The organism is Vibrio nitrifigilis, from assembly GCF_015686695.1.
GTDB classification, from domain to species: Bacteria; Pseudomonadota; Gammaproteobacteria; order Enterobacterales; family Vibrionaceae; genus Vibrio; species Vibrio nitrifigilis.
Window position 1 is genome coordinate 298,952 of sequence record NZ_JADPMR010000001.1, and the last position, 19,442, is coordinate 318,393.

The 19,442-nt window shown below is 43.0% G+C and carries 17 protein-coding genes and 2 tRNA genes; 3 read left to right on the forward strand and 16 right to left on the reverse strand.

All coding sequences use genetic code 11. The annotated features are described in order from the left end of the window. Positions 1-59: 59 nt before the first annotated feature. Positions 60-566, reverse strand: a complete 507-nt coding sequence (locus I1A42_RS01330) for a GNAT family N-acetyltransferase (protein ID WP_196122431.1) — start codon at positions 564-566, stop codon at positions 60-62. After that, the gene (ubiT, locus tag I1A42_RS01335) at positions 550-1,077 is read right to left on the reverse strand and encodes a ubiquinone anaerobic biosynthesis accessory factor UbiT (protein ID WP_196123759.1); all 528 of its coding nucleotides are present in this window, start codon (positions 1,075-1,077) and stop codon (positions 550-552) included. The genes I1A42_RS01330 and ubiT overlap by 17 nt, the downstream gene beginning before the upstream one ends. A 187-nt stretch (positions 1,078-1,264) precedes the next feature. Between ubiT and I1A42_RS01340 the strand changes: the two genes are divergently transcribed. From I1A42_RS01340 to I1A42_RS01350, 3 genes are all read left to right on the forward strand, one after another. Next, the gene (locus I1A42_RS01340) at positions 1,265-3,322 is read left to right on the forward strand and encodes an EAL domain-containing protein (RefSeq protein ID WP_196122433.1); all 2,058 of its coding nucleotides are present in this window, start codon (positions 1,265-1,267) and stop codon (positions 3,320-3,322) included. 94 nt (positions 3,323-3,416) lie between these two features. Continuing rightward, entirely contained in the window at positions 3,417-4,430 is a 1,014-nt protein-coding gene (ubiU, locus tag I1A42_RS01345) for a ubiquinone anaerobic biosynthesis protein UbiU (RefSeq protein WP_161153895.1), read from the forward strand. Positions 4,431-4,445: 15 nt separating this feature from the next. Next, positions 4,446-5,324 carry a U32 family peptidase gene (locus I1A42_RS01350; protein WP_196122435.1) on the forward strand — a complete coding sequence of 293 codons (879 nt, stop codon included), beginning with the start codon at positions 4,446-4,448 and terminating at the stop codon, positions 5,322-5,324. Positions 5,325-5,414: 90 nt separating this feature from the next. Here I1A42_RS01350 and I1A42_RS01355 read toward each other — a convergent pair whose 3' ends face one another. The 14 genes from I1A42_RS01355 to folP form a co-directional block, all read right to left on the reverse strand. After that, entirely contained in the window at positions 5,415-5,792 is a 378-nt protein-coding gene (locus tag I1A42_RS01355) for a MarR family transcriptional regulator (RefSeq protein ID WP_161153893.1), read from the reverse strand. 157 nt (positions 5,793-5,949) lie between these two features. Further along, positions 5,950-6,876 carry a lipoprotein NlpI gene (gene nlpI / locus I1A42_RS01360; protein ID WP_161153892.1) on the reverse strand — a complete coding sequence of 309 codons (927 nt, stop codon included), beginning with the start codon at positions 6,874-6,876 and terminating at the stop codon, positions 5,950-5,952. Between the two features lie 235 nt (positions 6,877-7,111). Next, positions 7,112-9,250: a polyribonucleotide nucleotidyltransferase gene (gene pnp / locus I1A42_RS01365; protein ID WP_161153891.1), complete on the reverse strand. Its 2,139-nt coding sequence runs from the start codon at positions 9,248-9,250 to the stop codon at positions 7,112-7,114. Between the two features lie 284 nt (positions 9,251-9,534). After that, on the reverse strand, positions 9,535-9,804 hold the full coding sequence (gene rpsO, locus I1A42_RS01370; RefSeq protein ID WP_161153890.1) for a 30S ribosomal protein S15: 270 nt from the start codon (positions 9,802-9,804) through the stop codon (positions 9,535-9,537). A gap of 133 nt (positions 9,805-9,937) precedes the next feature. Continuing rightward, positions 9,938-10,879, reverse strand: a complete 942-nt coding sequence (truB, locus tag I1A42_RS01375) for a tRNA pseudouridine(55) synthase TruB (protein WP_161153889.1) — start codon at positions 10,877-10,879, stop codon at positions 9,938-9,940. Next, complete coding sequence (gene rbfA, locus I1A42_RS01380; protein ID WP_161153888.1) at positions 10,879-11,274, reverse strand: 30S ribosome-binding factor RbfA; 396 nt, start codon at positions 11,272-11,274, stop codon at positions 10,879-10,881. The genes truB and rbfA overlap by 1 nt, the downstream gene beginning before the upstream one ends. Before the next feature lie 97 nt (positions 11,275-11,371). Next, a complete protein-coding gene (gene infB, locus I1A42_RS01385; RefSeq protein ID WP_161153887.1) occupies positions 11,372-14,083 on the reverse strand; it encodes a translation initiation factor IF-2 in 2,712 nt (903 codons plus the stop codon). A 23-nt stretch (positions 14,084-14,106) separates the two neighbouring features. Then, positions 14,107-15,594 carry a transcription termination factor NusA gene (nusA, locus tag I1A42_RS01390; protein ID WP_161153886.1) on the reverse strand — a complete coding sequence of 496 codons (1,488 nt, stop codon included), beginning with the start codon at positions 15,592-15,594 and terminating at the stop codon, positions 14,107-14,109. A gap of 18 nt (positions 15,595-15,612) precedes the next feature. Then, positions 15,613-16,068 carry a ribosome maturation factor RimP gene (gene rimP / locus I1A42_RS01395; RefSeq protein ID WP_161153885.1) on the reverse strand — a complete coding sequence of 152 codons (456 nt, stop codon included), beginning with the start codon at positions 16,066-16,068 and terminating at the stop codon, positions 15,613-15,615. A gap of 205 nt (positions 16,069-16,273) precedes the next feature. Further along, positions 16,274-16,350: transfer RNA gene (locus I1A42_RS01400), tRNA-Met, on the reverse strand. Positions 16,351-16,404: 54 nt separating this feature from the next. Further along, positions 16,405-16,487: transfer RNA gene (locus I1A42_RS01405), tRNA-Leu, on the reverse strand. Positions 16,488-16,513: 26 nt separating this feature from the next. Further along, complete coding sequence (secG, locus tag I1A42_RS01410) at positions 16,514-16,888, reverse strand: preprotein translocase subunit SecG (protein ID WP_161153884.1); 375 nt, start codon at positions 16,886-16,888, stop codon at positions 16,514-16,516. A gap of 335 nt (positions 16,889-17,223) precedes the next feature. After that, entirely contained in the window at positions 17,224-18,564 is a 1,341-nt protein-coding gene (gene glmM / locus I1A42_RS01415) for a phosphoglucosamine mutase (RefSeq protein WP_161153883.1), read from the reverse strand. Between the two features lie 11 nt (positions 18,565-18,575). Next, the gene (gene folP, locus I1A42_RS01420; RefSeq protein WP_161153882.1) at positions 18,576-19,427 is read right to left on the reverse strand and encodes a dihydropteroate synthase; all 852 of its coding nucleotides are present in this window, start codon (positions 19,425-19,427) and stop codon (positions 18,576-18,578) included. Between the last annotated feature and the right edge of the window lie 15 nt (positions 19,428-19,442).

Here is a 19,442-nt window from a genome sequence, read left to right on the forward strand (position 1 = left end):
GCTAGCAACAAGGTATCACTGACTCAAGCGCTCATTACCTTGTTGCGGACAAATAATCTTTATTGAGCAGATAAGTAATGGTCGAACTCAACGCCGAACTTAATCGCACCAGTTGGGTTTGGCGTATGATCTTCCCACAATGTTAAGATTTGACAAACCAAAGTCTCATTACCTGCCACACTCAATGATGGATCAGTTTTGAAACCAAGTTGTGACCAGAACTCACTGTTTTCAGACGTAATGCACCCTGGGTAACCAAGTTCAGATAAAGAATCTAACCCTTCACGGATCAACTGAGAACCAATACCTTGATGGCGAAATTCAGGTTTAACACAAATAGGCGCAATCCCCTGCCAACTGCTTTCTTCACCATCAATATGGAGAGGACTGAACACAGCATGGCCAATAACGTCACCTTCATCTGTACATGCCACCAAAGATAAGGTGAAATGACCATTTTCTCGTAATGACATCACCAGCTGGGCTTCTGCTTCCGTCTCAAACGTCTCTTTAAGTAGACGGTCAATCGACAAGATATCGGCAGGAGCTTCAGTTCGAATAAGCATGTATAACCTCGTGTTCGGTATTTGGGACAGACATGCCTTTATGCACAAAATCTGCTAATTGGTGAAGTAAAATTTGCATCGGCTTTGGTAATTGTTCAAAATCGATGCTGTCCATCAAGTTTTTTACTTCTAAACCTAACTCCGTGTCCCCTTCTATGATAAGGCGGCGTTGGAAGAAAAGCGTATCGGGGTCTTCTTTACGCCCAGCAATTAAGACTAAGTCATTTAGATCCCCGCTAAAACTCACGTCATCTTGCACACTTTTATTCGCAATCACAAGTCTGCCGTGTTGGTAACTAATAAACCAACGTAATTGCATATCTTTAATTTCTACTTTTAGCCATTTATCAGTCAAAAATTCAAAGTCTCCATCCTCTAGAGCTTCTTTAAAAACCAATAACAGACTGTCTAACATGATTTTTTTCTGAACAACTTGCGGAATGAAATGCATAGGAGGTCGCAAAATTGAAGACGCATTTTGCACTAATTGTGCTCGTATCTTGTTAATCACTAAAGTAACCCGTAATGTAGAAAACATTGCTACATACTAGGGCAGTTTTTAAACATACATTCTGTTACGTATCAAAAAATAAACACATAGTACTGAGCACTCAGTTTTGATACACCAAATTTATAGAGCGTACATCTCATATTTTGTAATATTTAACGGAATATCATTCTTAATAGTTGGTAATAATATGTCTGCTCAAACATTTTCAGACAATTTGCAGCATTGGTTTTCTAAATTGACGTCAAATCGTACGTGTTTTTTCGCTGTTCTCGATCGCCAACACCACTATGTGATCGTGAGTCAGCGCTATGCAGACATTGCACAGCAACCGATTGACCAACTGATAGGACAAAATGATCACTCTGTACTTGGAGAGGAGTACTATCAAGCGCTGCAACCTTTGTATGAACTTGCGTTTCAAGGAGAGTACGTTGAAAAAGAAATAGAGATTCAACATATTAATGGCAATCGCACCTTTCTTATTTCAGTCAGCCCACTTAATAATGGGGATGATATTGAATCTATAATTTTTCAAGCATTTGATACGTCAGAGAAACAGGCTCTCCTTCAATCTTTAGATGAATCTGAGCGTAAATTTTTGACACTTTCTTCCATTCTTACCGATGGCGTGCTTTTAGTAGAAAACAACACTATTATTTCGGCCAACCCAGTGGCTGTTCAGCAACTAGGTTTCGAAGACGTAACGGTATTATTAGGAGAAGAGTTTTCCAAATTATTTTTGGATAAAAAAACGGGCTTACCCGTTACTGCACACTCTTCAATGATGGCAGGCCAAACACAACTCTGCCAAACCAGTATCCGATGTGGACTAGAACGCACACTACTATTGACTAGTGCTTGGACAGTACTGTGGGGCAATCGTTCACAGATAGTGCTAATACAAGATACGACGAGTCCTAGTAGCTATACCTTCGATTATCCTCAGCCTTTGGATGTCCACATTGATCCTCTTACCGAACAGTACAATCGTTTGGGATTCACCAAACGCGTAGAACAGTACATCAAAACCAAAACTCCCTTTGTGATGCTCTACCTTGATGTCGATAACTTTAAGAACATTAATGATTCTTTAGGTCACCACGTGGGAGACAAAGTGATTCGTGAAGTGGCTGCACGGCTCAAAAGGCTGCTCCCCACTCAAGCTATATTGGGACATTTAGGTGCTGATGAATTTGCGATTATTTGGCCAAATGCAGAATACAGTAATGCCGAAGAAGCTTTAGCCGAACGCATTATTTCTTTGATCAACCAACCATTTGACTTACAGCACTTTTCAAAACATCTGTCTTGTTCTATCGGTAGTGTTCGCTATCCAGAAAATGGTAATAGTGCTCGAGTACTATTGCAAAATGCGGATACGGCCATGTACGAAGCAAAAGCTCGTGGTCGTAACAGGTTGGTCGTCTATACCAATCAAATGAGCAAAGAAGCTCGAACCAGGCTTTGGTTGGAAATAGAACTTCAAAAAGCATTGATGCAAAATGGTCTTGAAGTTTGGTATCAACCAAAGGTTAGCGCACGTGATTTCAGTATCAACGGTGCTGAAGCATTAGTGAGATGGAAGCATCCTGTTGAAGGTTATATCAGCCCCTCAGCATTTATCCCAGTTGCCGAACAGTCCGGACTCATCGAGCACTTAGGTAAAGTCGTCATCCGAGAAGTATTCACCACCGTTAAGCATTGGCAAAAACAAGGAATTTTACCCGGTCGAGTCGCGATCAACCTCTCACCAGAGCAGTTTGGCAATACACGTCTGATCGAATACCTAGATAAACAGGTAAACATCACCGGCGTCGATCCAAGCTGGATCACTTTTGAATTAACCGAAACGGCAGTCATGAGTGACAGTAAGCATACTCTGCAAATGCTTAATGCGATTAAACAATTAGGTTTTGCGCTATCCATTGATGATTTTGGTACAGGCTATTCATCATTAGCCTATCTTGCGCGCTTCCCGCTCGATGAACTGAAAATTGACCGCGAATTTATCAGCGATATCGATACATTGCCTAAGCAGGTCACTGTCATCGAGAACATCATCAATCTGGGTAAATCATTAGAGCTAAGTGTGGTTGCCGAAGGTGTTGAAACACAGCAACAAGCTACCTTACTCTCCAATTTAAGCTGCAACACTATTCAAGGTTTTCATTTTTATCGCCCTTTACCTAAAAATGAGGTTGAGGAATTATTCATTAAAAACGTGCATCACAGAAAAGGGTTATGAGCACTTTAGAATGAACTAAACCTGCCTTATATCAAATTCCACTCATAGCATTCTCCATAAAATACCGATATTTAGACACAAAAGTCCTTAAATAATGGAATTACTATGCCCAGCAGGGAACTTACCCGCCCTTAAAACAGCGATTGATTGTGGCGCTGATGCGGTTTATATCGGCTTTAAAGACGACACAAATGCCCGCCATTTTGCAGGATTAAATTTTGCCGGTAAAAAGCTAGAAAAAGCGGTTAATTATGTAAAAGATAACGGTAAAAAACTGCATGTTGCGATCAATACATTTGCGCATCCAGATCGATTCGATCGTTGGACCAAGGCTATCGATCAAGCAGCGAATTTAGGCATTGATGCGCTTATCGTCGCGGATATCGCTTTATTGGATTACATCTCCAATCATTACCCACATATTGATATTCATTTATCAGTACAAGCTTCAGCGACTAATACCAAAGCCATCGAATTTTATCATCAAAATTTCAATATCAAACGTGTAGTATTACCGCGTGTTTTATCCATCCATCAAGTCAAACAACTATCTAAAACCATTCCAAACAACGTAGAGTTAGAAGTTTTTGCTTTTGGCAGCCTCTGCATTATGTCGGAAGGTCGTTGTTATTTATCTTCTTACTTAACCGGTGAATCTCCCAACACTGTCGGTGCTTGCTCACCCGCAAAATATGTCCGTTGGCAGGAAACAGAAACCGGACTTGAATCTAGGCTGAATGAAGTTCTTATCGATCACTACTCTCATGGTGAAAATGCTGCTTATCCGACCCTATGTAAAGGGCGTTTTATTGCAGAAATTGAGGGACAAAATAAACGCTATCATGCACTAGAGGAACCAACAAGTCTCAATACCTTATCCGTATTACCCGAGTTATTTAAAGCCAATATAGCGTCGGTGAAAATTGAGGGGCGCCAACGTAGTCCCGCTTATGTGGAACAAGTAACGAAGACTTGGCGCTCAGCCATTGATAGTTACCTTTCCTCGCCAGAAAAATACCAAGTAGTACAACAATGGAATAACACGCTTGCCAATGTATCAGAAGGGGTTCAAACCACTCTTGGTGCTTATCACCGTAAATGGCAATAATATCGGAGAACAACCATGAAATATGCCCTTGGCCCTTTACTCTACTTTTGGCCTAAGCAAGATGTGGAGCAGTTTTATCTCAAGGCTGAATCCTCAGCCGCTGATATTATTTACTTGGGAGAAACTGTTTGTTCTAAACGTCGCTCAATCAAAGCTCAAGATTGGCTTGAGATAGCCAAATCTCTTTCAGATGCAGGGAAACAAGTGGTGCTATCGACTATGGCATTACTTGAATCTTCGAGTGAAATCAATGAAATGAAGCGCTATATCGAGAATGGTGACTTTGCGATTGAAGCAAATGATATGGCAGCAGTGCAACTCGCAAGTGAAAAGCACATCCCTTTTACTGTTGGCCCCGCCGTTAATGCTTATAATGCTCACGCGCTTAAACTATTACTTAAGCAAGGTATGGTACGTTGGTGTATGCCAGTTGAACTGTCTCGTGACTGGCTAATAAATACATTAAATCAGTGTGATGAACTGAATATTCGTCATCATTTCGAAATAGAGGTATTTAGCCACGGCTACCTCCCCCTCGCTTATTCAGCGCGTTGTTTTACTGCTCGAGCAGAAAACCGAGCCAAAGATGAGTGCGAAACTTGCTGTATAAAATACCCCACAGGATTGCCGGTCGATAGCCAAGAGGGGCAATGCGTCTTTAACCTCAACGGTATACAAACCCAATCCGGGTATTGCTATAACCTAATTAATGACGTGACACATATGCAAGGATTAGTGGATGTGGTCAGGCTTAGCCCACTCGGTGTTGAAACTTTTCAATCACTAGAACAATTTAAAGCGAACGAGCATGGCGAGAACCCGGTTCCCCTAGAGAACAGAGAATGCAATGGCTATTGGCACCAACTCGCTGGGCTAAAAACGTTTAACGAATAGTGCATCATATGGGGAAGTTAATATGCCATGTGTCGTGCACTGGATATATCCAAGTATAACGACGCATAAAACTTCCTCATCATGGCCTACCTAATACTTATGCAATAAAGTATCCAGAAATACGGCTTCTTCATCAGACATACGATCGGTCATTTCTAAAGCCATTAATGCATAAACCTTACTACCATTAGATAGTAATTCTGACGCTTGTTCGGTTAATTCTAGAGAGGCGTTTTGACCTCGCCAAACTAATAACTCACGACTAATAAAACGTTCCACCCACTCAGTTGCCTGATCAGGAGAAACGTCAAGAAGAGAGCTAACCTCAGCTACAGTAAAGGCATGACCTTCATTCTGTAGTGTTCTTAGTTGATCGTACTCTTCAAACGTTAAATGGGAAATTGGATCTTCCGTGACATGCTTGCGCCGTACCTTGGCAGAAAAACGCTCTAGCTGTTCTAAGTTCATGTCAAACTCATTGAATGTTCAATGCTGATACCACCAGATTACCAACGCTCCAATCAAACATCATACAATGACTAGACTGCTCAATAATCAGGCACCCATATAAAAAAGGCGACTCTATAGAGTCGCCTTCCAATAGTCAATCACAATGTCATTATCTTCATGCTTGATCAGACTCTTTATCTGATTTTTGTGCTTTATTTTCAGCTTCTTGAGCATCCCTTACGTGTTTGTAAATTCGCTCTAATTCCAAGAATGAGTAACGGTGTTCAACATAATCATAAACGTTAAACGAAATCGCCAATTTATACAGTGAAATTGCATGGGCCAATTCACCGTTTAATTGATACCGCTTACCTAGATAAAAATACGTTTCGGTTAAACGACGAGCGAGTAGTTCATTATCGTGAGTCTGCTGTAAGATCGTTTCAAAAGCATTTTGCTCAGAGACTTCATCAAGCATCAAAGCAACAATCGTCCAGCCCCATTGATCCGTATGAACACTGTATTTGGCTTCGAGATCTTGCTTGGCTTTAGCTGGATTTAAATCATATTGCATGATGTATTCCCAAAGTGCATTGAAAGGATCATTCTTTTGCTGTTTATCCAGCTTATGCATGTCTTCCAAGCCTAACTCTGGCCGTTCACCATAATAAAGCGCAACCGCTCGATTACGCAGCGCAAATAGGTTTTTCGGATCCATTTCTAACGCAGTATCGAACGAGTCGTAAGCGGCATCATGTTGATCAACACCCGTATAATAAACACCAAGCAGATTAAACACTTCCGGCTGCTTAGGATCAATTGAGATCGATTGAGCAAAGTCCAGACGCGCAAGATCTTGCAGGCCAACGTTATCGTACGCTTCACCACGTTCATTAAGCATTCTGGTCCGTACTTTATCACTCAAATCTTGACGTTGTAATAATTGAGTGAGTCTTGCTATCTGCACTTCATCTTGTACTGAGTGTTGCAGAGGAATAGCCATTGGTGGATATACCCACTGCGCTTGATGTGAGTTACGTGATACACAGCCAGCTATAAGTAGCAGTGCGATCCCCACCGTTGCGGTACGAAACCATTTCACAGATAAATACTCCTGTTATCCCGCGATAATACCAACCTCAGAGATACCAAGGTTAGCTTAATAATTCATGGTAAATAGTTAGACATTGTATTGCTGATCAATAGCCTAACCAGTATTCCGACAGTATGACAAACTTCCCGTGTGATTACTCATAAAAAAAGGGAGCGTCATGCTCCCTTTATATCATGCTTTAGGGGCACAATGCGAAATTCGCATTGCTACCTAAACCAAAACCTTATTCAGATTTAGACTCAGCGTTATCTGCTGCTGGTGCTTCTTCTGCTGGTTTTTCTACCGCTTCTTTCATACTTAGACGAATACGGTTTTGACGGTCAATTTCAAGTACTTTCACTTTCACTTCTTGACCTTCAGTTAGGTAGTCAGACACTTTCTCTACGCGTTTGTCAGCAATTTGAGAGATGTGAACTAGACCATCTTTACCAGGAAGAACAGTAACGAATGCACCAAAGTCTGCAAGACGTGCAACTTTACCAGTGTAGATTTTACCCACTTCAACTTCAGCAGTCAGCTGTTCGATACGAGCAATCGCATCTTTAGCTTGATCGCCATCAGTTGCAGCAATCTTGATGGTACCATCTTCTTCAATTTCGATCGTTGTGCCAGTTTCTTCAGTTAGCTGACGAATCACTGCACCACCTTTACCGATAACATCTTTGATCTTATCAGTGCTGATCTTCATTTTGTGGATACGTGGAGCGTATTGAGAGATATCATCGCGAGCACCTGCAATCGCTTGATCCATTACTGATAGGATGTGCATACGTGCACCTTGTGCTTGGTTAAGCGCAATTTGCATGATCTCTTTAGTGATACCTTCGATCTTGATATCCATTTGTAGCGCGGTCACACCGTTAGAAGTACCTGCTACTTTAAAGTCCATGTCACCTAGGTGGTCTTCATCACCCAAGATGTCTGAAAGAACAACGAAATCATCACCTTCTTTCACAAGACCCATTGCGATACCTGCAACAGAAGCTTTAATTGGCACACCAGCATCCATTAGTGCTAGAGATGAACCACATACAGAAGCCATTGAAGATGAACCGTTTGATTCTGTGATTTCAGAAACAACACGTACTGTGTATGGGAATTCATCAACAGAAGGCATTACGGCTGCAATACCACGTTTTGCTAGACGACCGTGACCAATTTCACGACGTTTTGGTGAACCAACAAAACCAGTTTCACCTACACAGTATGGAGGGAAGTTGTAGTGTAGTAGGAAGTGGTCTTTACGCTCACCTGTTAGCTCGTCGATGATTTGCGCATCACGTTGAGTACCAAGTGTTGCACTTACCATTGCCTGAGTTTCACCACGAGTGAACAACGCGCTACCGTGAGTACGAGGAAGAACACCTGTGCGAACATCTAGTGCACGAACCATGTCTTTTTCACGACCATCGATACGTTTTTCGCCAGCGATGATACGACCACGAACTACTTTCTTCTCTAGAGAACCAAGCATGTTCTTGATGGTGTTTTCATCGATAGTTTCGTCTTCAGCTACAACCGCAGCAACAACATCAGACTTGATGTTACCTACTTGCTCGTAACGAGCCATTTTATCTGTGATTTGGTACGCATCAACGAAACGAGCTTCAGCAAGTTCAGCAATTTTTGCTTTCAATTCAGTGTTTTCAACTGGTGCAACCCACTCCCATGCTGGAGTAGCAACTTCAGCTGCGAATTCGTTGATTGCTTTGATAACAGTTTGCTGTTGATCATGGCCATATACTACTGCAGAAAGCATTTGTTCTTCAGAAAGAACGTCTGCTTCAGATTCAACCATAAGAACAGCACTTTCAGTACCAGCAACAACAAGGTCTAGGCGAGAGTTTTCAAGTTCAGTTTGGCTTGGGTTCAATACAAGTTGATCGTTGATGAAACCAACACGTGCAGCACCGATAGGACCATGGAACGGGATACCTGAGATAGCTAGAGCAGCTGAAGTACCAATCATAGTTACGATGTCAGGTTGTACGTCAGGGTTTACAGATACAACTGTTGCGATAACTTGAACTTCGTTTTTGAAGCCGTCTGGGAAAAGCGGACGGATTGGACGGTCGATAAGACGTGCAGTTAGTGTTTCGCCTTCAGAAGGACGACCTTCACGCTTAAAGAAGCCACCAGGGATTTTACCTGCAGCGTAAGTACGCTCTTGGTAGTTAACTGTTAGAGGGAAGAAGTCTTGGCCTTCAACCGCTTCTTTTTTACCAACAACTGAAACGAATACTGACGTATCGTCCATTGTTGCCATAACCGCTGCCGTTGCTTGGCGAGCCATTACACCTGTTTCTAAAGTAACGGTATGGTTACCGTACTGAAATGTTTTTACTACTGGTTTTTCGAACATGAGTATTCCTTGTCTCTAGAGAATATCTCTAGATAATTCATTGAAAACTCACAGCATCGCTCATCGCGACTAGTAAAAAGAGACTGGCATAAACCCAATATCAATCTACTTTTTAATAGCCGCGACCACTTGGTCGACTAAGGTGACAGCTATGCAGTGAGTCATTTTTCTATTCAACAATTCATCTTGCTGAATGGCGGGTAGTATAAACTACTTACCCTAAGTTGTGCCAAATTTAGATAACAAAAAAGGGGCACGAGGCCCCTTTTTCAAACAAACTGATCTTAGCGACGTAGGCCTAGACGTTTGATTAGGTCTTGGTAGCGTCCTAGATCTTTACCTTTTAGGTAATCTAGAAGTTTACGACGACGAGAAACCATGCGTAGAAGACCACGACGGCTGTGGTGATCGCCTTTGTGCTCTTTGAAGTGATTTTGTAGGTGGTTGATAGAAGCTGTTAGTAGAGCTACTTGAACTTCTGGTGAACCAGTATCGCCTTCAGCACGTGCGTAATCAGCAACGATTGCTGCTTTAGTTTCTGCATTCAGAGACATAATTTTCTCCTAAGAGTTAATATTTACAAGGTGTGCCAGCCAATCTCTGATTCAGCCGACACGAGAAGCGCGAATTATAAAGAATAAAACTCACGCCGACAAGCGATATCCAATGTTATCGCATGCCATTAACTTAGTCGCGTGAATACACGACCAAACGCTTTGGTGCTACTTTGCCATCATCGTCAATGTCACCAACGCCAAGGAACAAACGTTCCTCACCGCCAGTCATCCGAACCTGACCTTCTAACGGGGCTCCAGAGACTTGTACAGACTGACCATGCTGAACCATATCCACTAACTCTGGAATCATGTTCACTTCAGGTAAATTTTGTACTGCGGTATCCATTGGTAATAATAAAGGATCCAGTAGCTCTTTTGGCTGAATATCCTGCTGCTGGGCTTGCTCAAGTAACTCATTAAGTTGCTCAAGGGTAACCATGCGCTCATATGGGTAATTGGCTACGCCGGTACGACGCAGATAAATGACATGAGCACCACAGCCAAGCAATTCACCGAGATCATCTACGATCGTTCGAATGTAAGTGCCTTTAGAACAATGCACTTCCATCTCGACTTCATCCCCTTCAAAACGCAGTAACTGAATATCGTAAACGGTAATTTTACGTGACTCACGAGGCACTTGAATGCCTTCACGAGCATATTCATATAACGGACGACCTTGATATTTCAATGCTGAAAACATTGAAGGGATTTGATCGGTTTCGCCACGAAATGACTCAATGTGACGTAATAAATCGTCTTGATTCACGTTAACAGGACGCGTTTCAACCACTTCACCATCAGAATCAGACGTATTAGTACGTTGACCTAACTTAGCAATAACGCGGTAGCGTTTATCGGAATCAAGCAAAAACTGAGAAAACTTGGTCGCTTCACCCAAACAAATAGGCAACATACCTGTAGCTAAAGGATCGAGAGCACCGGTATGTCCTGCTTTCTCAGCAAAATAAATGCGTTTTACTTTTTGCAGTGCGTCGTTAGATGAAATACCCGTTGGTTTATCGAGTAGTACTACGCCGTTTACTGCACGACCTTTACGTCGTCTTGCCATTACTCTTCGTCCCCGCGGCCTGACTCAGATTGTTTACGTTTATCTTCGCTCACTACATCAGAAACAAGGTTAGACATACGCATACCTTCAACCAAAGTAGAGTCGTAGAAGAAACGAATTTCAGGAGTCAAACGCAGACGAATGCGTTTACCTAGCATCATACGAATATGAGCTTCATGCTCACGTAAAGCAGCAAGGCAAGTTTCTGGTGTTTGTTCACCTACGCAAAGAAACGTTACGAATACTTTTGCGTAAGAAAGATCACGCGAAACCTCTACATCAGAGATCGTCACCATTCCTAAACGGGAGTCACGAACTTCACGTTGCAGAATCATCGCGAGCTCTTTTTGTAATTGCTGCGCCACTCGTTGAGTACGGCTAAATTCTTTTGGCATATCTTTTCTCACTTACAGAAAGAATGGGGGGATGGTTTCCCAGCCCCCCATGGTGCATTCAACAACCTATATTGCCTTACGAGCAATTATAGTGTTTTTAGTCGTCGATAGAACGTTGAATTTCAACAGTTTCGAAGACTTCGATCTGGTCGCCTACGCGTACATCGTTGTAGTTCTTAACACCGATACCACATTCGTAGCCGTTCTTCACTTCTTGTACATCATCTTTAAAACGACGTAGTGATTCTAGCTCGCCTTCGTAAATAACCACGTTTTCACGTAGAACGCGAATTGGGTTATTACGTTTGATCATACCTTCAGTCACCATACAACCAGCGATTGCGCCAAGTTTTGGAGATTTGAAGACATCACGAACTTCAGCTAGACCAATGATTTCTTGTTTGAACTCAGGTGCAAGCATACCGCTCATCGCTTGTTTCACTTCATCAATCAATTGGTAAATGATTGAGTAGTAACGAAGATCAAGGTTTTCAGACTCAATAGTACGGCGAGCTGATGCATCAGCACGAACGTTGAAGCCGACGATGATCGCATTTGAAGCTGCTGCAAGAACTGCATCAGTTTCAGTGATACCACCAACACCCGAACCAACAATGTTCACTTTCACTTCTTCTGTAGAAAGCTTACGTAGTGAATCAGCAATTGCCTCTACCGAACCTTGTACGTCAGCTTTCAGTACAATGTTCAACTCAGCAACATCACCAGCAGCCATATTAGAGAACATGTTCTCTAGTTTAGCTTTTTGCTGACGAGCCAGTTTCACTTCACGGAATTTACCTTGACGGTAGTTCGCTACTTCACGCGCTTTACGCTCATCACGTACAACAGTTGCTTCATCACCAGCTGCTGGAACACCAGATAAACCAAGAATTTCTACAGGAATTGATGGACCTGCTTCAGTCACTTCGTCACCGCGCTCATCACGCATAGCACGAACACGACCGTATTCTTGACCACAAAGAACGATATCGCCTTTATGTAGAGTACCTGATTGAACCAAGACTGTAGCAACCGGACCACGACCTTTATCAAGACGAGACTCGATAACCACACCAGATGCCATTCCATCTGCTACTGATTTTAGCTCAAGAACTTCTGCTTGTAGAAGAATCGATTCTAGAAGCTGGTCAATATTAGTTCCTTGTTTAGCAGAGATGTGAACGAAGATGTTCTCACCGCCCCACTCTTCAGGAATAACATCGTATGCAGCCAGTTCGTTCTTAACGTTATCTGGATTAGCACCTTCTTTATCAATCTTGTTCACAGCAATAATCAAAGGTACACCTGCCGCTTTCGCGTGCTGGATAGCTTCGATTGTTTGTGGCATTACACCATCGTCTGCAGCAACAACAAGAACAACGATATCTGTCGCTTGAGCACCACGAGCACGCATTGACGTAAACGCCGCGTGTCCAGGAGTATCAAGGAACGTAATCATGCCGTTAGGTGTTTTCACGTGGTAAGCACCAATGTGCTGTGTAATACCACCGGCTTCACCAGAAGCAACGTGTGTGCGACGAATGTAGTCAAGTGTCGATGTTTTACCATGGTCAACGTGACCCATGATGGTAACAACTGGTGCGCGAGATACGGCTTTCGCAGAAGAATCACGATCGTTCATGATAGCTTCTTCAAGTTCGTTTTCTTTGCGCAGAATAACTTTGTGACCCATTTCTTCAGCGACAAGTTGTGCTGTTTCTTGGTCAATTACTTGGTTAATCGTTGCCATCGCACCCATTTTCATCATCACTTTGATGACTTCAGTGCCTTTAACAGACATTTTTTGAGCCAGCTCAGACACAACGATAGTTTCGCCAATGACAACATCAGATTTAGCTACTTTAGCTGATTTATCAAAACCTTGTTGCATTGAAGATGGCTTATTCATGCGGCCTTTACGACCACCTTTGCCGCCACGTGTGCGAGAGCCGCCACGTTCTTGACGATCGTCACGAGAAGACATTTTCTTCTTGTTTGATTTCGTAGAACGACGGTGACCACCCTCTTCGCGACGGTCTGCCTCATCTTCAGCTTCACGAGCATAGTGTGAAGTTGTCACGTGGTAATCTGTTTTCTCTTCCATATCACCCTTTTTCTCTTCTTCAGCAGACCAACGCGCTTCGTTTTTCTCTGCCAATTTGCGTGCTTCTTCAAGCTGACGCTGGCTTTCTTCTTCAGCCTTACGCTTAGCTTCTTCTTCCTGACGACGCTTCAGCTCTTCGGCTTCTAGACGTGCTTCTTGCTGACGAGCTTTTTCTTCATCAGTAAGAGAACGTTTCGCTTGGTCTTGAGCTTCACGTTTCGCTTTTTCTTCAGCTTCACGTTTCGCTTTTAGTTCTGCTTCTCGCTTCGCCTTTTCTTCAGCTTCACGTTTGGCTTTTTCCTCAACCTCACGTTTTGCTGCTTCTTCAGCTTCGCGTTTTGCTTTTTCTTCAGCTTCACGTTTAGCTGCTTCTTCAGCTTCACGTTTCGCTTCGTCTTCAATTGTGCTGCGCTTAACATACGTACGTTTTTTGCGCACTTCAACCTGAATATTTTTACTTTTACCACCACCGGCATTCACGCTTAAAGTACTGCGTTTTTTGCGTTGTAGTGTTAGACGGGTTGGCTCTGAACCTGCCCCGTCAGAATGCCCTTTGCGTAAATAGCTGAGAAGTTGCTGTTTCTCACCTTCAGTCACGCTATCCGAGCTAGATTTAGGCATACCTGCCTCAGCAAGTTGTTCTAATAAGCGGTCAACTGGCGTACCAATTTCATCACTCAGTGCTTTAACTGTTAGTTGTGTCATGCCGCTTCCTCCCCTTGCCGAAATTATGCGTCTTCACCAAACCAGCAGATGTTACGGGCAGCCATGATTAACTCACCGGCACGCTCTTCGGTTAGGCCTTCAATTCCCTCTAAATCATCGATACCTTGGTCTGCAAGATCTTCCAGAGTTACAACACCTTTGGCAGCGAGTTTAAAGGCTAATTCACGCTCAAGGCCTTGCAGATTCAATAAATCCTCTGCAGGTTCAACGCCCTCTAAAGACTCTTCTTGTGCTAGCGCGATAGTTGTAAGCGCTGTTTTTGCACGACTGCGCAGCTCTTCAACAAGATCTTCATCAAGGCCGTCTACTTCCAGTAGTTCATTTACTGGTACATACGCGACTTCTTCCAATGTTGAGAAACCTTCCTCAACTAGAAGTTCAGCGAAGTCTTGTTCAATATCTAGATACTTCATGAAGTTTTCGATTGCTGCCATCGATTCTTCTTGATGTTTTTTCTGTAGATCTTCTACAGTCATCACGTTCAATTCCCAACCTGTCAATTGAGAGGCTAGACGAACGTTTTGGCCATTACGACCGATCGCTTGAGCTAAGTTATCAGCTTCAACTGCGATATCCATTGCGTGAGCATCTTCATCTACGATGATAGACGCTACATCAGCAGGAGCCATTGCGTTGATCACGAACTGAGCTGGATTGTCATCCCAAAGAACGATATCAATACGTTCACCGCCTAGCTCGCCAGATACAGCTTGTACACGTGCACCACGCATACCAACACAAGCACCTACTGGATCGATACGTTTATCATTGGTTTTCACTGCGATTTTCGCACGAGAACCTGGATCACGTGCCGCACCTTTCAATTCGATGAGTTCTTCACCAATTTCAGGCACTTCTACACGGAATAGTTCAGCCAACATTTCTGGCTTAGAACGTGTAATAAATAGTTGGAAACCACGCGCTTCAGGACGTACTGCGTACAATAGACCACGTACACGGTCACCTGGGCGGAAGTTTTCACGTGGAAGTTGGTCTTCACGAAGAATCACTGCTTCTGCGTTATTACCAAGGTCCAAAATAATGGTATCACGGTTTACTTTTTTAACCGCACCAGTTACTAGTTCACCTTCATTATCAATGAACTGCTCAACGATTTGTGCACGTTCAGCTTCGCGAACTTTTTGAACGATAACCTGTTTAGCCGTTTGAGTCGTAATACGGTCAAACGTAACAGATTCAATCTCTTCTTCCATGTAATCGCCTAATTCGATGCTATCGTCATCGAATTGAGCCGCTTCTACAGAAATTTCTTTTGTTGGGTTTTCTACTTCATCAACCACTAACCAACGACGGAAAGTATCAAACTCACCCGTTTTACGATCGATGGCAACACGTACGTCAATTTCAATTTCGTACTTTTTCTTTGTTGATGTCGCTAAAGCAATCTCAAGCGCTTCAAAAATACGCTCACGAGGTACGGCTTTCTCGTTAGAAACCGCCTCTACAACCGCTAAAATTTCTTTACTCATTTTTATAGCCTCTAAGACTTAAAATTTAGGGATCAGGTTAGCTTTTGCGATATTACTTAACGCAAAGTGTTCTTGTTGCCCATCTACAGTAATCGAAACGGTCTCGCCATCAACAGAGTCAATGATACCTTTCCATTTACGACGGTTACCTACAGCCATTTTAAGAACGATGCTGACCTCGTGACCAGTAAACTGCTCATAATGCGCTGCTTTGAATAGTGGTCTTTCCATACCTGGAGAAGACACTTCCAAGTTATAAGCTACTGATATCGGATCTTCCACATCCAGCACTGCACTAACTTGACGACTCACTTCTGCGCAATCATCAACTGTGATACCGTTTTCGTGGTCAATAAAGATACGTAATGTCGAGTGCTGTCCTGCACGAACAAATTCCAATCCAACTAGTTCATAACCTGAAGCTTCAACTGGAGCTTCAAGCAATTCGGTAAGTTGTCTCTCTAAACCAGTCATTTTTTAACCACTCCAGAAACAAAAAAAGGGCATAGAGCCCAATTTAAATTCCAAGCAAGAACCTGAATTTGTTTCATAAAATTCAGATAACAAAAAACCCCGAAAGCCGGGGTTTTATGATGCTGGACCCTGATAAATTGAGAAGAATCTTCTCAATTGCAGTGAGGTTAACACTGCCAAACTTGCATCCAAACCTAGAGGAAATTGGTTGCGGGGGCCGGATTTGAACCAACGACCTTCGGGTTATGAGCCCGACGAGCTACCAAACTGCTCCACCCCGCGTCCGACTTGCTATGCATTATACGCACAACAGTATGATTTACAAGTTTGTAAACATGGTGCCGAGAGGGGGACTCGAACCCCCACACCGAAGCGCTAGCACCTCATGCTAGTGTGTCTACCAATTTCACCATCTCGGCATAAACCTGACTTATCTTACGATAAGTTATTGAGGAATTTCGTCGCTGTTACTTTTCTTCTCAGCGGGAACTTCACTCGCAGCTTTCGCTGCAGTATCGTCAGCTTGTTCAACAGTAGTCGTTGTTGTTTGTGCTTGACCTTGTGAAGGGTCAACCCACTTAGACTCTGCTTTGTTGGTTGATAAATTACCTAACACCAAGCTAGCGACTAAAAAAATCAATGCAAATATTGCAGTCATTCGGGTAAGGAAGTTACCTGAGCCACTGGAACCAAACACTGTGTTTGACGCACCAGCACCGAATGAGGCTCCCATGTCTGCGCCTTTACCTTGCTGTATCAACACTAGGCCAATGATACCAACCGCTGCCAACAGGTAAATCACAAGTAGAGCTGTAAACATAACATCCACCTATGTTCCAAATTGTTGAGCCAGCGCCGTCCTAATCAAGTGACTCGAACAAGGCTAGCGGCCTCCTTATTGAAGGCGGAGCCAATACTAACCAAAGCAAACTCAACTGACAAGGATAATTTGCTAAAAACTATCCTCTTGCCGTTTAAATGATTAAAAAAAAGTCAAAACAATCAATCAAACAACAGTTTTATCGATAAGCATAAGTAATATGGTCACTTTCTCTTACCAACAACCTGCTGCTTTAACAAAAACCGATGTTCAAAATCACCAACACAGTTCATTAACAGCCCAGGTCTTTGAGTCTGGGCTAGGAAAAATCAGCGTTAGCAGCTTTCTTTAACAACCTGAGCAATATCTAATGCTGATTGTTGTACCAGTTCAGCGTCTTCGCCTTCTACCATAACGCGGATGAGTGGTTCGGTACCTGACTTACGTAAGAGCACTCGACCTTTATCCGCTAATGTTTGTTCCACTTTAGCAACAGCAGCTAACACTGCGGGTTCCTCAAGAGGATTGGAGTTACCACTGAAACGAACATTTTCTAATACTTGTGGATAGAGCGTCATACCTTTAGTTAACTCATGAAGAGGCATTTCACTATCGACAATAGCAGTCAAGACACGTAACCCTGACACAATCGCATCACCCGTTGTCACGCTATCAAGCAAAATAATATGCCCAGAGTTTTCAGCACCGATATTCCACCCTTTTTCTAACAGTTTTTCCATTACATAACGGTCACCAACTGCAGCTCGAGCGAATGGAATACCTAGCTGTTTCAACCCATTTTCCATGCCAAGGTTGGTCATGAGAGTCCCGACCACGCCGCCTTTCAGCGAGCCACGACGCAATGCATCACGAGCAATAATATAGGCCAACTGATCGCCATCCACTTTTTCACCAAGTGCATCAACCATGATTAGACGGTCACCGTCACCGTCAAACGCTAACCCTAAATCAGCCTGCTCTTCTACGACGCGTTTTTGTAACGCTCTAACATCAGTAGCACCGACTTCATCGTTGATATTCACGCCATTAGGTTCAACGCCCATCGCAATAACATTAGCGCCGAGTTCTTTAAACACATTAGGGGCAATGTGATAGGTAGCACCGTGCGCACAATCCACTACTATTTTTAAACCAGATAGGCTCAAACGGTGAGGAAAAGTACTTTTACAAAATTCGATATAACGGCCTGCTGCATCCACCAAACGAGACGCTTTACCTAACATCGAAGATTCAACACATTCGATATCTTTGTCCAGTTCAGCCTCAATAGCTAATTCGACCTCATCTGGGAGCTTAGTCCCTTCAGATGAGAAGAATTTAATACCATTATCATGGTATGGGTTATGCGATGCTGAAATCACAATCCCCGCTTCGGCGCGAAATGTTTGCGTTAAATAGGCTACTGCTGGAGTTGGCATTGGCCCAGTAAAAATCGCTTTGAGTCCAGCGGCAGCGAGCCCCGCTTCCAGTGCTGACTCAAGCATATAACCGGAAATACGAGTATCTTTACCGATGATGACTTTGCGCGTACCTTGTTTTGCTAACACACGGCCAGCCGCCCAACCAAGTTTGAGTACAAAATCTGGTGTAATTGGGTATTGACCAACATGACCACGCACACCGTCAGTACCGAAATAACGTCTTTCTTGAGACATATCGATCACCCTTAACTATTTTTAGCGATTTGTTTATTTTTATTTGTCATTGCAACGACTTTCATTGCCTCTAAAGTTTGCTCAAAGTCATGCACACGAATAATTTGAGCGCCCTTTTCTGCCGCAATAGTGGCACAAGCGACACTCGCTGTCACACACTCAGCTGGCTTCTTATTCAGTAATTTAAACACCATAGATTTACGCGACATGCCCGCTAATACTGGTAATCCGTATTGGTGAAAACTTTCAAGATTAGCAAGCAGTTGATAATTATGGTCAATAGACTTACCAAATCCAAATCCAGGATCCACAACAATATTACTACGTTTGATACCCGCAACTTCACAAGCAGCAATGCGCTCTTGCAAGAACGAATCGACTTCTTGCATAAGATCATCATATTGTGGGTTCACTTGCATTGTTTTAGGTTGACCTTTCATGTGCATGATACATACAGGAACCTGTGCCTTGGCCACCACCTCTAACGCACCAGGTTCGGTCAGTGAACGTATGTCATTGATAAAATCTGCACCCGCTTCAATGGCTTGTTTCATCACTTCCGCTTTACTTGTATCGATTGAAATCCATACATCTTGATTGAACTGACGAATTTCCTTAACGATAGGCACTACACGGTGCAATTCTTCTTCTAATGAAACTTCTGGTGCGCCAGGGCGTGTTGATTCACCACCAATATCAATAATCGAAACGCCCGCCTCAATCATCGCTTTAGCATGTGACAGTGCTTTTTCTAGGTCAGTATAACTGCCACCATCTGAAAAAGAGTCTGGCGTGGTATTTAAAATACCCATGACATGTGGGCGATCGAGTTCTAGAGTTTTCGATGGAGTCTGAATGTTCATAATGCTAAGAGAATA

Coding starts and splice junctions, on each gene's coding strand:
- I1A42_RS01330 (WP_196122431.1), bottom strand. CDS start 566: ATGCTTATTCGAACTGAAGCTCCTGCCGATATCTTGTCGATTGACCGT.
- I1A42_RS01340 (WP_196122433.1), top strand. CDS start 1,265: ATGTCTGCTCAAACATTTTCAGACAATTTGCAGCATTGGTTTTCTAAA.
- truB (WP_161153889.1), bottom strand. CDS start 10,879: ATGGCAAGACGACGTAAAGGTCGTGCAGTAAACGGCGTAGTACTACTC.
- ubiU (WP_161153895.1), top strand. CDS start 3,417: ATGGAATTACTATGCCCAGCAGGGAACTTACCCGCCCTTAAAACAGCG.
- secG (WP_161153884.1), bottom strand. CDS start 16,888: ATGTTTACAGCTCTACTTGTGATTTACCTGTTGGCAGCGGTTGGTATC.
- rbfA (WP_161153888.1), bottom strand. CDS start 11,274: ATGCCAAAAGAATTTAGCCGTACTCAACGAGTGGCGCAGCAATTACAA.
- I1A42_RS01355 (WP_161153893.1), bottom strand. CDS start 5,792: ATGAACTTAGAACAGCTAGAGCGTTTTTCTGCCAAGGTACGGCGCAAG.
- rpsO (WP_161153890.1), bottom strand. CDS start 9,804: ATGTCTCTGAATGCAGAAACTAAAGCAGCAATCGTTGCTGATTACGCA.
- rimP (WP_161153885.1), bottom strand. CDS start 16,068: ATGACTGGTTTAGAGAGACAACTTACCGAATTGCTTGAAGCTCCAGTT.
- glmM (WP_161153883.1), bottom strand. CDS start 18,564: ATGTCTCAAGAAAGACGTTATTTCGGTACTGACGGTGTGCGTGGTCAT.
- I1A42_RS01350 (WP_196122435.1), top strand. CDS start 4,446: ATGAAATATGCCCTTGGCCCTTTACTCTACTTTTGGCCTAAGCAAGAT.
- infB (WP_161153887.1), bottom strand. CDS start 14,083: ATGACACAACTAACAGTTAAAGCACTGAGTGATGAAATTGGTACGCCA.
- folP (WP_161153882.1), bottom strand. CDS start 19,427: ATGAACATTCAGACTCCATCGAAAACTCTAGAACTCGATCGCCCACAT.
- nusA (WP_161153886.1), bottom strand. CDS start 15,594: ATGAGTAAAGAAATTTTAGCGGTTGTAGAGGCGGTTTCTAACGAGAAA.
- pnp (WP_161153891.1), bottom strand. CDS start 9,250: ATGTTCGAAAAACCAGTAGTAAAAACATTTCAGTACGGTAACCATACC.